Here is a 14,763-nt window from a genome sequence, read left to right as displayed (position 1 = left end):
GGGCGGCGGGGCGCGCGGCGAGGCGGCTCTAGGCTGGACGGATGCCGTCGCCGTTCGATCAGTCCACGTACCAGGTCCGCCTCGACTGGGGCATCGAGGGAGTCGCCCGCCTCGCGCCGGCCGACATCATCGTCGTCGTCGACGTGCTCCGGTTCTCCTCGACCCTTCCGGATGCCGTGGCCGCCGGAGCCGAGATCCCCCTGGCCAACGCTGTCGAATGGTCGTCGAACGGGGCGGCCGTCGTCACCGCCGCAGCCGCCACCGGGACGATCGTGCTCGTCGGCGGCATCCGCAACGCCTCCGCCGTCGCCCGCGCGATCGCGGCGATCCAGGAGCGCCGCGGTGCCCGCACATCGGTCTCGGTGATCGCGGCGGGGGAGGTGGATGCCCGCGGCGTGCTGCGCTTCGCGGTGGAGGACCACCTCGGCGCCGGTGCGATCGCCGCCGCGCTCACCGACCTCGGCATCGATCACACGGCGCCGGAGGCTGCGGTCGCCGCCGAGGGCTTCCGCGCCCTTCGAGGGGCGCTCCGGCACCTGCTCACGGCGAGCGGATCGGGGCGGGAGCTCGAGATCGGCGTCGCGTCGACTGCGAGGATGGCGCTCTCCGGGATCACGCCGGCGAGCACGGCGGATGCCGCGGCGCACGATGCGATCGACGTCGTCCCGATGCTGCAGGATGGTGCGTTCGTCGCCTTCGCGTGACGCGGGCCTTCCCGTCCTCGCCCGCGGGGCGGGGATGGATTCGTCAGGTCCCGGGGCTCCGCACCGGTCCGCGGCGACGGCTCGCCAACAAGCCGTGCACGCGCCGCGGATTCCGCACGGTGCGGGCGTATGGTCGGGGCATGAGATTCCTCCCTGCTCTCATCGTCGATGCGGTGCTGGTGCTCGTCTTCGCCGTGATCGGTCGTGCCTCGCACGGCGAGAACCCGGCCGGATTCCTGCTCACGGCCTGGCCGTTCCTGGTGGCGCTGGTCGTCGGCCACGCGATCGCCGCGCTGCTGCGTGCGCGTCCTCGGCAGCCGTGGAGCGTGACCTGGGGCGTCGTCGTGTGGGTCGTCACCGTGGCGGGAGGGATGCTGCTGCGCGTCGTCGCCGGCGACACCGCTCAGGCGCCGTTCATCATCGTCGCGACGATCGTGCTCGCGGCCTTCCTGGTCGGCTGGCGAGCGCTCGCCGCGCTGCTTCGTCGCCGACGTGCGGCATCGACGGCCGGCGAGCCGGATGCCGCCGCATCCGAGCACTCCGGCTGATCTCGGTCACGTCGGTCCGGTCCGTGCCGATCTGATCGGGCGGGTCGCCCCGCCCGATCAGCGCGGCATCTGCGCCGCGAGCCGCACGTCCGAGCTGATCTCGCGCCGCGTCCATTCGAACAGGTGCCGCGCGTCGAAGGTGCGTGAGCAGCGAGCGCACGACGTCGCTCGCGACGGGCGACGGTGCCGGTAAGTGACGTGACCGGCCGGGCAGCGCCCCACCCAGGGGGCGAGCTCGACGGCCGTCTCACCGCGGTGCGTGGTGCCGCCGATGTACCCGAGCTCACGGGCCACTCGCTTCCACGCCGGGCCGTGCGCCGCGGCGTGGCCGGCCAGCGCGTGCGCGACCTCGTGCAGCAGCACCTGATGGATCTCGTCGTCCTCGAATCGTGCGGCGAGGTAGCGCGACACGGTGATGCGCTTCTTCGTGTAGTCGCACTGCCCTGCGCGCCGCTTGGCATGGTCGAATCCGAAGGACCAGCTGTCGTCGAGGTGCAGTCTGATCAGCGCGTCGCCCCAGATGCGCACTCGGTCGAGTTCGGCCATGCGCTCAGGTTAAGCCATGCCGCCGACATCAGGCGCGCCGGACGAGCCTGGCGGGTCAGCCGGCGACGAGCTGCGAGGAGCGGCGCCGCTCGGCGGCCTCGATCGCGAGCAGAGCGGTCTCGAGCTCGTGGTCCTGGGCGCCCGACTCGCGCCGGAGGAACAGGGAGCGCTTGAAGCTCTCGCGCGCTGTCTCGAAGTCGCCCGCCTCGTAGGCGTTCTTGCCGTGATGCTGATGCGCGAACGCCGCGATCGACAGCCAGCGCTGGCCCTCGGCCTCGTCGGCGCACGTCGCCAGCTCCTGCTCTGCGGCCGCATGCGCGCCGCGATACTGCAGGATCGTGGCGTGCAGCACCCGCGCGCGCAGCACGTCCTTGCGGGTGCCGGCCATTCGCGCCTGGCGGACCGCCTCGTCGGCGAGCAGGAGCGACTCGTCGAGCCGGTCCAGCACCTTCAGCAGCCATACGCGCTCCAGCAGCGCCGGAAGGCTGCGCTGGTTCTCGATCTCCGCGAGCCGTGCCGCGCACTCATCGAGATCGACCAGCTCGCGGAGGCTCTCCTGGTCATATCCCCGGATGAAACTCATCTCTCTCCTTCCGCAGCGTCCTCCGTCCAGTCTGCCTGGCGGTGTCGCGCTCGCGGGGGCGGCGCGCCCCGAGTCGCCGCATCCGGATCTGCGCAGGGACCCCATTCGGTCGCCGCGACCGGACGGGGGCGACCGGACGCGGGCGACCGTTTCGGGTCCCTCCCGCGGGAAGCACTCGAGGCGCCTCATCGCGAGGGTCCTGAATCGGCCGCCTCGGCGCGGGATGCGCGACGATTCGGGGTCCCTGCGAGGGCGGTGTCTCGAGGGGAGCCGCAACCCAGGGTGAGGGAGTCTCAGCGCAGGAACAGCGAGGCGTCGGGACGGGGGGATGCCACGGCATCCGCGTCGGTCACGATCCGCGCCCCCTGCACGAACGCCCGCACCTCCGCGCCCTGCGCGATCTTCGCGGGGTGAGGGCCTGCGGCCAGCATCCGGGGCAGCCACTCCGTGGGCAGGGGAGAGGCGGATGCCGCGATCACGAGGTTGCCGAACCGGCGCCCCTTGAGCACCTGCGTGTCGGCGAGCACGCCGAGCTCGGGAAGGACCTCGCCGATCGTCGCGACCTGCCTGCGCGCGAACGCGAGCCCGGGGCCGTCCGCGACGTTGACCAGCAGCACGCCGCTGGGGGCGAGCAGTTCGGCGAGCTCGCGATAGAACTCCACGCTGGTCAGATGCGCCGGCGTCTGCGCCCCGGAGTACACGTCGGACACCACGAGATCGCAGTGGCCGACGAGCGCCGGGGGCAGCCGGCCGACGCCCTCGCGCGCGTCGCCGATCCGGACGCGGATCGCGGCGCCGCGGGGGAGCGGCAGGTGCTCGCGAACCAGGGCCGCCAGCGGCGCCTCCAGCTCGATGACCTGCTGCCGCGAACCTGGACGCGTCGCCTCGACGTACCGGGGGATCGTCAGCGCGCCGGCGCCGAGGTGCACGGCGGTCAGCGGCCCTTCCGGCAGCTGGTCGATGACCGCGCCCATCCGGACGATGTACTCGAAGTGCAGGTGCGTCGGATCGTCGAGGTCGACGTGCGACTGCGGGGTCTCATCGACCACGAGCTCGAATCCGCTGGTGAACTCCGAGGGGATGATGCTCGCGATGCCGCCGTGGTCCAGCCGGGCGTGCGGATGCTCGGTGTCTCGCGTTCGCGTCCGGCCCATCCCCCGAGACTACGCGCCCGCGTCGGTCGCCCAGCGTTCAGTCCTGGTTGCCGCGCGCGCACGTCTCCTGCTCGGCGGTCTGCCCGGAGATCTCCGGCGGCAGGGTCGTACGCGGAGCGGGGGTGGCGGTCGAGGAAGGATCGGGGGTCGCCGGCGTGGTCGGGGTGACCAGCTCGACGCCCTCGTGCGTGGCGACGTCGCCGGTGAGCTGAAGGGGCTGCCCCGACTTGATCGCCGCCCACAGCGCCTCGGCCGCCTGCTCGTTCGGGACGACCTTGTCGTCATCGTCGGGATCCGTGACGTTCGGGTACTGCACGAACACGAAGTCGCTGAACGGCACGTCGTTGAGCGCGAGCGCCAGCTGAGCGAGGCGCAGCGGATCCTTCATCGACTCGCTCGGCACGATGTTGTCGGCGATCGCGTTGGCCAGCCGCAGCACCTTCGGCACGTCGGTGAGCGTCTCCTCGCTCAGCACCTTCTTGGCCAGCCGTGACATGTACTGCTGCTGGTTGGAGATGCGCGCGAGGTCGCTGCCATCGCCGACGCCGTGCCTGGTGCGGATGAACTGGAGCGCCTCATAGCCCGACACTGTGCGCGGCCCTGCCGGCCAGTCGATGGCGGTGTACTCGTCTCGGATGCCCTCTCCGCCGATGCACACCTCGACGCCGCCGATCGCGTCGGTCACCTCCATGACGCCCTCGAAGCTGATCTTGGCCGCGAACTCGATCGGGATGTCGCCGAGCTCGGAGACGGTCTTGACCACGCAGGAGAGGCCGGCGTGCTCGTAGAGCGAGTTGATCGACGCCTTCCACATGGACGAGGCGACCGTGCCGTCCTCGCGCGTGCACTCCGGGACCGGGATCCCGAGGTCGCGCGGGAGGGAGACCACGGTGACGTTTCGCGGAGCCGCCGACACGTGCACGAGCAGATTGACGTCGTTGCGGCTGAGTCCGTCGGCCTCGGAGCATCGCCGGCCCAGCAGCTTCGTCGTCACCTCACCGCATTCGTCGGTGCCGACGACCAGGATGCTGAAGGCCTTGTCCGCCGGGAAGGCGCCGAGCGAAGGCGGCTCGACCTCGGGCGCGTCCTCGAGCGCCACCGCTCCGTCGCTCACGCGGTTGAGCACGTCGACCACCACGAACGTGGCGACCGCGATCGAGGAGACGAGGAGCACCCCGAGCGAGATCGCGACGAGCTTGAGCAGAGAGGAGAGCGCACTCGGCGTGGGGAGATTCGCGTGGCGAGCGACCGTCGACCGATCGCCGACTTCAGCAGCCCGGCTCATGCGCCGAGCCTACCCGTGCGAGCGCGCGTCACCCCTGCATGACCGCCCTGCAGGTCGCCTGGCCGCCCGCCAGGTCGATACCGGATCGCAACCTGGATGGGTTTGGATTCCGCGGGCGCGATGGGTAGCGTCTAGGCATCACCGTGATCCGGAGGCGACGAAGCCGACGGCACGCGCAAAGAAGCGCCCCAACAGGGAAGGTCACATCATGAACCACACAGTCATGCGACGGCGGGGACTCATCGCCGTCACCGGAGCGGCTCTCGCGTCGCTCGTCCTCGCGGGATGCGTCGCCAGCGAGCGCGGCGACGAGGGCGGTGGCGAGGGCGCGGCCGACGTCGACAGCACCTTCGTCTTCGCGGCATCCTCCGACCCGGCCAGCCTCGACCCCGCCTTCGCCCAGGACGGCGAGACGTTCCGCGTCTCCCGCCAGCTCTTCGAGGGCCTCGTCGGCACCGAGCCCGGCACGGCCGACCCCGCACCGCTTCTCGCCGAGGAGTGGGAGTCCACCGAAGACGGAATGTCCCACACCTTCACGCTGAAGGAGGGCGTCACGTTCCACGACGGCACGCCGTTCAACGCCGAGGCCGTCTGCGTCAACTTCGACCGCTGGTACAACTGGACCGGTCTCGCCGCCAGCGAAGCGCTCGGCTACTACTACAACAAGCTCTTCCACGGCTACGCCTCCGACCCCGCGAACGCGGTCTACAAGTCGTGCACGCCCGACGGCGACTACTCCGTCACGATCGAGCTGAACAAGCCGTTCGCCGGGTTCATCCCGTCGCTCTCGCTCCCCGCTTTCGCCATGCAGAGCCCGTCGGCACTGCAGGAGTTCAGCGCCGACGAGGTCGGCGGCACGGCCGAAGCTCCTGTCCTCTCCGAGTACGCCACGGCGCACCCGGTCGGCACCGGCCCGTTCCAGTTCACGGAGTGGGCGCCGGGCGAGCAGGTCACGCTGAACGCCTTCCCCGACTACTGGGGTGAGAAGGGCCAGATCGAGGAGATCATCTTCCGCACCATCGGCGACCCGACCGCTCGCCGTCAGGCACTCGAGGCCGGTGACATCGACGGCTACGACCTCGTCGGTCCCGCAGACAGCGCGGCGCTCGACGAAGACGGCTACACCATGGTGTCGCGGCCTCCGTTCACCATCCTCTACCTGGCGTTCAACCAGGCGATTCCGGAGCTGCAGGACATCCGGGTCCGGGAGGCGCTCTCCCACGCCGTCGACAAGGATGCGCTGATCAAGCAGGTGCTCCCTGACGGCACCGAGAAGGCGACGCAGTTCGTCCCGCCGGTCGTGAACGGCTACAACAAGGACATCACGACCTACGAGTACGACCCGGAGAAGGCGAAGGCGCTGCTGGAGGAGGCCGGCTACACGGCCGACAACCCGCTGACGCTGACGTTCAACTACCCGGTCAACGTGTCGCGTCCGTACATGCCGGACCCCGAGCAGATCTACACCGTGCTGGCCACCCAGCTCGCCGAGGTCGGCATCAAGGTCAACCCGGTCACGGATGCCTGGAACCCGGACTACCTCGAGAAGATCACCGCGGGCTCCGACCACGGCATCCACCTCCTCGGCTGGACCGGCGACTACAACGACACCGACAACTTCGTCGGCGTGTTCTTCGGCCAGAAGTCGTCGGAGTGGGGCTTCGACAACCCCGAGCTGTTCCAGAAGCTCACCGAGGCGCGCGGCGTCTCAAGCCTCGAGGAGCAGACGCCGCTGTACGAGGAGATCAACGAGGATGTCGCGCAGTTCATCCCCGGTGTCCCGATCGCGCACCCGGCGCCGACGCTGGCGTTCGACCCCCGAGTGGAGAGCTACCCGGCAAGCCCCGTGAACGACGAGGTCTTCTCCGAGATCGTCCTCACCAAGTAGGCCTGGTTCCACCTTCCGGTCGTTGAGCGAGGAGCGAAGCGACGAGACGAAACGCGGTTTCCTGCAGGAAGCTGCGTTTCGTCTCGCTTCGCCCGCTCAGCGACCGAGTGATCGGAGATCTCCGTGCTGCGCACCATCGGCAGGCGACTGCTGCTTCTCATCCCCACGCTCATCGGACTGAGCATCCTCCTCTTCGCCTGGGTCAGGGCCCTCCCAGGCGGACCGGCCATCGCGCTGCTCGGCGAGAAGGCCACTCCGGAGGCCATCGAACGGGTCAACGAGCTCTACGGCTTCAACCGGCCGCTCCTCGAGCAGTACTTCATCTGGATGGGGCGGCTGCTCCAGGGTGACTTCGGCTCCTCGATCGTGACGTCGCGTCCCGTCGTCGAGGAGTTCTTCCGGCGGTTCCCCGCGACCATCGAGCTGAGCGTCATGGCGCTGATCTTCGCGATCGGCGTCGGCATCCCTCTCGGCTATTGGGCCGCCAGGCGGCACGGCAAGATCACCGACCACGCGTCGGTGGCGCTGAGCCTGGTCGGCATCACGATCCCGGTGTTCTTCCTGGCATTCATCCTGAAGTACATCTTCGCGGTGCAGCTGGGCTGGTTGCCGTCCGACGGCCGGCAGAACCCGCGCATCGACGCCACGCATCCCACCGGCTTCTACGTGTGGGACGGGATCATCACGGGGGAGTTCGACGCCTCCTGGGACGCGATCGTGCACCTGATCCTCCCGGCGCTGGCGCTCGGGACGATCCCGCTCGCGATCATCGTCCGCATCACCAGGGCGAGCGTGCTGGAGGTGCAGAACGCCGACTACGTGCGCACCGGGCGTGCGAAGGGCGTCGGCGCGCCGACGCTGCGCAACCGCTTCATCCTGCGCAACGCCATGCTGCCGGTCATCACCACGATCGGCCTGCAGACGGGACTGCTCATCTCGGGCGCCGTGCTCACCGAGACCGTGTTCGCGTTCCCCGGCATCGGCTCGTTCCTCGCGCGGGCGATCTTCGCCCGCGACTTCCCCGTGCTGCAGGGATTCATCATCTTCATCGCCATCGCGTACGCGCTGATCAACCTGGCGGTCGATGTCTCCTACAGCTTCATCGACCCGAGAGTGCGGGTGCAGTGATGCACCGCCTCGATCCCCGAAAGGAGTCGGCGTCATGAGCGTCTCACTCCCGCCCGCACAGGGTCCCTCAGGCGAGGGTGTGACGATCGACACCGTCGCCATCGCCCAGGCAGGACTCAAGGAGGGCCCAGGCGGCTTCTGGCAGGACGTGTTCCGCCGCCTCCGTCGCAACCCGACCGCCTGGATCGGCGCGGCCATCGTGCTGCTCTTCATCCTGGTCGCGGCTCTCGCCCCGCTGATCGCGCCCTACCCCGAGACCGCGCTGCCGGGCGCCAAGTTCATCACGCCGACCCACATCCCTGGGCCAGGCGAGCTGGCCCAGTTCCCCCTCGGACTCGACCGGTTCGGCGGCGATGTCGTCTCCAAGCTGATCTGGGGCGCGCAGGCGTCGCTGCTCGTCGGCATCATCTCGACCGCGCTCGGCCTGATCGGCGGCATGGTCCTCGGCCTGCTCGCTGGCACGTTCGGGGGCTGGGTCGACACGATCATCATGCGCCTGGTCGACATCATCCTCTCGGTGCCGAACCTGCTGCTGGCGGTGTCGATCGCCGCGATCCTGGGGCAGACGCCGTTCGCGGTCATGATCGCGATCGGAGCCTCACAGGTGCCGATTTTCGCTCGCCTGCTCCGCGCGTCGATGCTGCAGCAGCGCTCCAGCGACTACGTGCTCTCGGCGCAGACCCTCGGGCTCGGCCGCGCGCAGATCACGATGTCGCACGTGCTCCCGAACGCGATCGGGCCCGTCATCGTCCAGGGCACGCTCACGCTCGCGACGGCCGTGATCGACGCCGCAGCGCTCTCGTTCCTCGGACTCGGCGGCGGTCGCCCCGAGACGGCGGAGTGGGGCCGGATGCTCACCTACGCGCAGAACGAGCTGGCGATCGCGCCCCAGCTGGCGTTCCTCCCAGGCATCTGCATCGCCGTCACGGCACTCGGCTTCACGCTGTTCGGTGAAGCGCTGCGAGAGGCGATGGACCCGAGGACGAGGGCACGATGAACGCAGCGAAGGAGAATCAGATGTCGCATGCGCCGCTGCTGACCGTCGAGGACCTCGCCGTCGACTTCGCCACCATGGACGGAGTCGTGCACGCCGTCGAGGGCGTCGACCTGCAGATAGCGGCCGGCGAGACGGTAGCGATCGTCGGGGAGTCGGGATCGGGCAAATCGACGACGGCGATGGCCATCATCGGGCTGCTCGCCGGTGGCGGACGCGTGGCCGCCGGCAGCATCCGCCTCGACGGACGCGAGATCGCGCACGCGCCGGAGCACGAGCTGCGGATGATCCGCGGGCGCGACATCGGCCTCGTCCCGCAGGACCCGATGTCGAACCTGAACCCGGTCGCGAAGATCGGCACGCAGGTGGCCGAGACGCTCCTCGCGCACGGGCTCGCCAACCGCCAGAACGTGCAGGCGAAGGTGGTGGAGGCGTTGAGCGCCGCCGGTCTGCCCGACCCGGAGCGGCGGGCCAAGCAGTACCCGCACGAGTTCTCCGGCGGCATGCGCCAGCGGGCGCTGATCGCGATCGGCCTCGCCTGCAAGCCCCGGCTGCTGATCGCCGACGAGCCGACCAGCGCGCTCGACGTCACGGTGCAGCAGACGATCCTCGACCAGATCAGCACCATGACGCGTGAGCTCGGCACCGCGGTGCTGCTCATCACGCACGACCTCGGCCTCGCTGCCGAGCGTGCGGAGCGGGTGGTCGTGATGCACCGCGGCAAGGTCGTGGAGCAGGGCCCGGCCAGGCAGATCCTCGAGGCGCCGCAGCATCCCTACACGCAGTCCCTCGTGAAGGCCGCACCCTCCGTGGCCGCCGCCCGCCTGCGGCCGGAGGCGTTCCACGTCGAGGGCCGTGCGGATGAGCCGCAGGGCACGGAAGGCACCGAATCCGCCAAGGCCGACAACATCGTCGAGATCGAGAGCCTCACCAAGGTGTACCCGATCCGCGGGCGATCCGAGGATTTCGTCGCCGTCGACGACGTGTCGCTCGTGATCCCGCGGGGTGAGACCGTGGCGATCGTGGGGGAGTCGGGCTCCGGCAAGACGACGACGGCGCGGATGCTGCTCAAGGTGATCGAGCCGACGAGCGGCCTGATCCGGTTCGAGGGGAAGGACGTGGCTTCGCTCAGCAGGGCCGAGACGCGCGACTTCCGTCAGCGGGTGCAGCCGATCTTCCAGGACCCGTACTCGAGCCTCAACCCGATGTTCACGATCGAGCGGCTCATCTCGGAGCCGCTGGACTTCTACCGGCGGGGCAGCGGCGCCGATCGCCGCAAGCGCGTGCGGCAGCTCCTCGACGACGTGGCGCTGCCGCAGTCGATGCTGCGCCGCTACCCGTCCGAGCTGTCCGGCGGCCAGCGTCAGCGCGTCGCGATCGCCAGGGCGCTGGCCCTGTCGCCCGACCTCATCGTGTGCGACGAGCCGGTCTCGGCGCTCGACGTGCTGGTGCAGGATCAGGTGCTGACGCTGCTGCGGGATCTGCAGAGCGAGTACGGGCTGAGCTATCTGTTCATCTCGCATGACCTCGCGGTGGTGCGGCTGATCAGCGACTACGTGTGCGTGATGAAAGACGGCAGGCTCGTGGAGGCGGCATCCTCCGAGGAGATCTTCACGAACCCGCGCGACCCGTACACGCGTCGCCTGCTGGCCTCGATTCCGGGCAACGAACTGAACATCGCGTCCTGACCCGTCCCGTCCCGCACATCCTCTTGTGCGGGACGGGTCGGAGGACTAGCTTCTCTGTCGTGCGGCGACGTCGTCGCATCCGAGTCGCCGTGGGCGACGACCCGGTGTTTCCTCTGGGGTTAGGGAAGATCGATGATGAAGAAGAAGATGTTTCTGACGTGCGCGCTCGCAGTCGGGCTCGTGGTCGGCAGCGGCGGTTCGGCCATGGCCGGCGAGTACAACGGACAGGGCGGCGACGTCCGCGGCGGCGACAAGGCGCACTCCGCCTGCCACTTCTCCGGGCGCGACCTGCCGGATGCCGTGGAGGGCAACCCGTTCCCGTTCCTCGACGACGACGAGGTCACCGGTGGCCACACGCAGTCCTACGGGATGTATGTGAAGGCGGACATGAAGGGCATGGTGCCGAGCCCAGGCGAGGCCTGCCGCGGCAACATCGAACACGAGGAGTAGCCACCCGCAGGCGGTGGTGGATGCGGATGCTTTTACCGCAGCATACGGAATTGGTCAAGGATCTGGCTTGCCATGTCGCGGATTCGTGTCTATAGTTGGTAGTTGCGCTCGCTTCTCCATGCCCTCATATGGTGGTCGGCATTCGTTGAGCTTCTGAGTGCGCACTCCACCTGACGACAAAGGAATCGAGAAGCCCTGCGGGGCTCACGGAGGTTATTCCCTTGGCTGCTGCTCGCAACGCATCCACATCCACCACCACCAAGAACGGACGCGGAGCATCCCGCCTCTCGTTCGCCAAGATCTCCGACACGCTGACGGTCCCAGACCTTCTCGCTCTGCAGACCGAGTCCTTCGGCTGGCTCGTCGGCAACGACGCCTGGAAGGCACGCGTCGTCGAGGCGAAGGCCGCCGGACGCACCGACGTCAACGAGGTCTCCGGACTCGGCGAGATCTTCGAGGAGATCTCCCCGATCGAGGACCTCGGCGAGACGATGCAGCTGTCGTTCACGAACCCGTACCTCGAGCCGGAGAAGTACTCGATCGAGGAGTGCAAGGAGCGCGGCAAGACGTACGCGGCTCCGCTGTACGTCGAGGCCGAGTTCATGAACCACCTCACGGGTGAGATCAAGACCCAGACGGTCTTCATGGGCGACTTCCCCCTGCAGACCGGCAAGGGCACGTTCATCATCAACGGCTCCGAGCGCGTCGTCGTGTCGCAGCTCGTGCGCTCGCCCGGCGTCTACTTCGACAAGACCCCGGACAAGACCTCCGACAAGGACATCGTCTCCGCTCGCGTCATCCCGAGCCGCGGCGCCTGGCTCGAGTTCGAGATCGACAAGCGCGACCAGGTCGGCGTGCGCATCGACCGCAAGCGCAAGCAGTCCGTCACCGTGTTCCTCAAGGCCCTGGGCCTGACCAGCGAGGAGATCCTCGCCGAGTTCGCCGGCTTCCCCTCCATCGAGGAGACCCTGGCGAAGGACACCATCGTCACCAAGGAAGACGCGCTTCGCGACATCTACCGCAAGCTGCGTCCGGGCGAGCAGGTCGCCGCAGAGGCCGCCCGCGCGCTTCTGGACAACTTCTACTTCAACCCGAAGCGCTACGACCTGGCCAAGGTGGGTCGCTACAAGATCAACCACAAGCTGGGCCTGGACACGCCGCTGAACAGCTCGGTGCTGACCGTCGAGGACATCGTCGCGACGATCAAGTACCTGGTGCGCATCCACGCCGGCGTCGACACCTTCGACGGCATCCGCTCGGGCAAGAAGGCCGAGATCCGGATCGCGACCGACGACATCGATAACTTCGGCAACCGTCGCATCCGCGCGGTCGGCGAGCTGATCCAGAACCAGGTCCGCACCGGTCTCTCCCGCATGGAGCGCGTCGTCCGCGAGCGCATGACCACGCAGGACATCGAGGCGATCACCCCGCAGACCCTGATCAACGTGCGCCCCGTCGTCGCCGCGATCAAGGAGTTCTTCGGAACCTCGCAGCTGTCGCAGTTCATGGACCAGAACAACCCGCTCGCGGGTCTGACCAACAAGCGCCGCCTCTCGGCTCTCGGCCCCGGTGGCCTGAGCCGTGACCGCGCCGGCGTCGAGGTCCGTGACGTCCACCCCTCGCACTACGGCCGCATGTGCCCGATCGAGACCCCTGAAGGCCCGAACATCGGCCTGATCGGTGCGCTCGCGACCTTCGCGCGCATCAACTCGTTCGGCTTCATCGAGACCCCGTACCGCAAGGTCGAGGGTGGCGTCGTCACCGAGCACATCGACTACCTGACGGCATCCGAAGAGGTCGACTTCAACATCGCGCAGGCGAACGCCCCGCTCGACAAGAACGGCCGCTTCCGCGAGAGCCACGTGCTCGCGCGCCCCAAGGGCGGCAGCGGTGAGGTGGACCTGTTCCTCCCCGAGGAGATCGGCTACATCGACGTCTCCCCGCGCCAGATGGTGTCGGTCGCGACCTCGCTCGTGCCGTTCCTCGAGCACGACGACGCACAGCGCGCCCTCATGGGTGCCAACATGCAGCGTCAGGCTGTGCCGCTGCTGCGCAGCGACTCGCCGCTGGTCGGAACCGGTATGGAGGGCTACACGGCCATCGACGCCGGCGACGTCCTCACGGCCGACAAGCCCGGTGTCGTCACCGAGGTCTCCGCCGACCGCGTCGTCGTCATGCTCGACGAGGGCGGCACGCAGGAGTTCCACCTGCGCAAGTTCGACCGCTCGAACCAGGGCACGTCGTACAACCAGAAGGTCGTCGTCTCGGCCGGCGAGCGTGTCGAGGTCGGAGAGGTCATCGCCGATGGCCCCGCCACCGAGAACGGCGAGCTGGCACTCGGGAAGAACCTCCTCGTCGCGTTCATGACGTGGGAGGGCTACAACTTCGAGGACGCGATCATCCTCAGCCAGGACCTCGTGAAGGACGACACCCTCTCCTCGATCCACATCGAGGAGTACGAGGTGGATGCCCGTGACACGAAGCTCGGCAAGGAGGAGATCACCCGTGATCTCCCCAACGTCAGCCCTGAGCTGCTGAAGGATCTCGACGAGCGCGGCATCATCCGCATCGGCGCAGAGGTCCGCCCCGGCGACATCCTCGTCGGCAAGGTCACGCCGAAGGGCGAGACCGAGCTGTCGGCCGAGGAGCGCCTGCTCCGCGCGATCTTCAACGAGAAGAGCCGCGAGGTCCGCGACACGTCCCTGAAGGTGCCTCACGGCGAGCAGGGCACGATCATCGCGGTCAAGGAGTTCAACGCCGAGGACGGCGACGACGAGCTCGGCTCCGGCGTCAACCGCCGCGTCGTGGTCTACATCGCCCAGAAGCGCAAGATCACCGAGGGCGACAAGCTCGCCGGCCGTCACGGCAACAAGGGTGTCATCGCGAAGATCCTCCCGATCGAGGACATGCCGTTCCTTTCGGACGGAACCCCGGTCGACATCGTGCTCAACCCGCTCGGCATCCCTGGTCGAATGAACTTCGGCCAGGTGCTGGAGACCCACCTCGGGTGGATCGCCCAGCAGGGCTGGAAGGTCGAGGGCACCCCGGAGTGGGCTGCGAAGCTGCCGAAGGACGCCTTCGAGGCCGCCCCCGGCACCAAGGTCGCCACCCCGGTGTTCGACGGCGCGTCGGAGGAGGAGATCGCAGGTCTCCTCGACTCGACGCTCCCGACCCGTGACGGCGTCCGCCTGATCGACTCGACCGGAAAGACCCAGCTGTTCGACGGTCGTTCGGGTGAGCCGTTCCCGGCGCCGATCTCGGTGGGCTACATGTACATCCTGAAGCTCCACCACCTGGTCGACGACAAGATCCACGCGCGCTCGACGGGCCCGTACTCGATGATCACCCAGCAGCCGCTCGGTGGTAAGGCGCAGTTCGGTGGACAGCGATTCGGTGAGATGGAGGTGTGGGCCCTCGAGGCCTACGGCGCCGCTTACGCGCTGCAGGAGCTCCTCACGATCAAGTCCGACGACATCCTCGGCCGCGTCAAGGTGTACGAGGCGATCGTCAAGGGCGAGAACATCCAGGAGCCCGGCATCCCCGAGTCGTTCAAGGTGCTCATGAAGGAGATGCAGTCGCTCTGCCTGAACGTCGAGGTCCTCTCGGCGGACGGCACGGCTGTCAACCTCCGCGACACCGACGACGAGGCCTTCCGCGCAGCGGAGGAGCTCGGCATCAACATCTCCAGCCGCTTCGAGGCCGCCTCGATCGACGAGATCTAAGGTTCAGGCCGCCGCCTGAGCGTGCAGCTCCGGCGGCGGCCCACCTCCCCGATTTCTTCAGAAGAATTCCTAC

12 protein-coding genes are annotated in these 14,763 nt (G+C 68.5%); 8 read left to right on the top strand and 4 right to left on the bottom strand.

The annotated features are described in order from the left end of the window. The first annotated feature begins 41 nt into the window (after nt 1-41). Nucleotides 42-704 (top strand): 2-phosphosulfolactate phosphatase, encoded by a 663-nt coding sequence (locus tag IPV10_RS14715; RefSeq protein ID WP_207485050.1) that lies wholly within the window; start codon nt 42-44, stop codon nt 702-704. Nucleotides 705-844: 140 nt separating this feature from the next. After that, nucleotides 845-1,252: a DUF3054 domain-containing protein gene (locus tag IPV10_RS14710; protein ID WP_207485048.1), complete on the top strand. Its 408-nt coding sequence runs from the start codon at nt 845-847 to the stop codon at nt 1,250-1,252. A 57-nt stretch (nt 1,253-1,309) separates the two neighbouring features. Here IPV10_RS14710 and IPV10_RS14705 read toward each other — a convergent pair whose 3' ends face one another. The 4 genes from IPV10_RS14705 to IPV10_RS14690 all read right to left on the bottom strand — a co-directional run bounded on the left by IPV10_RS14705 (nt 1,310) and on the right by IPV10_RS14690 (nt 4,820). Continuing rightward, a complete protein-coding gene (locus tag IPV10_RS14705) occupies nt 1,310-1,798 on the bottom strand; it encodes a SprT-like domain-containing protein (RefSeq protein WP_207485046.1) in 489 nt (162 codons plus the stop codon). Nucleotides 1,799-1,853: 55 nt separating this feature from the next. Further along, complete coding sequence (locus IPV10_RS14700) at nt 1,854-2,381, bottom strand: hypothetical protein (RefSeq protein WP_207485044.1); 528 nt, start codon at nt 2,379-2,381, stop codon at nt 1,854-1,856. 293 nt (nt 2,382-2,674) lie between these two features. Next, nucleotides 2,675-3,535: a spermidine synthase gene (locus tag IPV10_RS14695; protein ID WP_207485042.1), complete on the bottom strand. Its 861-nt coding sequence runs from the start codon at nt 3,533-3,535 to the stop codon at nt 2,675-2,677. A gap of 37 nt (nt 3,536-3,572) precedes the next feature. After that, nucleotides 3,573-4,820, bottom strand: coding sequence for an LCP family protein (locus IPV10_RS14690; RefSeq protein ID WP_207485040.1), 1,248 nt, complete (start codon nt 4,818-4,820; stop codon nt 3,573-3,575). A 208-nt stretch (nt 4,821-5,028) separates the two neighbouring features. Between IPV10_RS14690 and IPV10_RS14685 the strand changes: the two genes are divergently transcribed. From IPV10_RS14685 to IPV10_RS14660, 6 genes are all read left to right on the top strand, one after another. Beyond that, nucleotides 5,029-6,708, top strand: coding sequence for an ABC transporter substrate-binding protein (locus tag IPV10_RS14685; RefSeq protein WP_207485038.1), 1,680 nt, complete (start codon nt 5,029-5,031; stop codon nt 6,706-6,708). A gap of 123 nt (nt 6,709-6,831) precedes the next feature. Then, nucleotides 6,832-7,836 (top strand): ABC transporter permease, encoded by a 1,005-nt coding sequence (locus IPV10_RS14680; RefSeq protein WP_207485036.1) that lies wholly within the window; start codon nt 6,832-6,834, stop codon nt 7,834-7,836. A gap of 34 nt (nt 7,837-7,870) precedes the next feature. Beyond that, nucleotides 7,871-8,833 carry an ABC transporter permease gene (locus IPV10_RS14675; RefSeq protein ID WP_207485034.1) on the top strand — a complete coding sequence of 321 codons (963 nt, stop codon included), beginning with the start codon at nt 7,871-7,873 and terminating at the stop codon, nt 8,831-8,833. Next, nucleotides 8,830-10,518, top strand: coding sequence for an ABC transporter ATP-binding protein (locus IPV10_RS14670; protein ID WP_242685022.1), 1,689 nt, complete (start codon nt 8,830-8,832; stop codon nt 10,516-10,518). The genes IPV10_RS14675 and IPV10_RS14670 overlap by 4 nt, the downstream gene beginning before the upstream one ends. 132 nt (nt 10,519-10,650) lie before the next feature. Next, complete coding sequence (locus IPV10_RS14665) at nt 10,651-10,968, top strand: hypothetical protein (protein ID WP_242685021.1); 318 nt, start codon at nt 10,651-10,653, stop codon at nt 10,966-10,968. Between the two features lie 221 nt (nt 10,969-11,189). Further along, entirely contained in the window at nt 11,190-14,690 is a 3,501-nt protein-coding gene (locus IPV10_RS14660) for a DNA-directed RNA polymerase subunit beta (RefSeq protein WP_207485032.1), read from the top strand. Nucleotides 14,691-14,763 lie beyond the last annotated feature (73 nt).

The organism is Microbacterium sp. SD291 (genome assembly GCF_017355365.1).
Taxonomy (GTDB): domain Bacteria; phylum Actinomycetota; class Actinomycetes; order Actinomycetales; family Microbacteriaceae; genus Microbacterium.
This window is presented reverse-complemented; position numbering and strand designations above follow the sequence as displayed.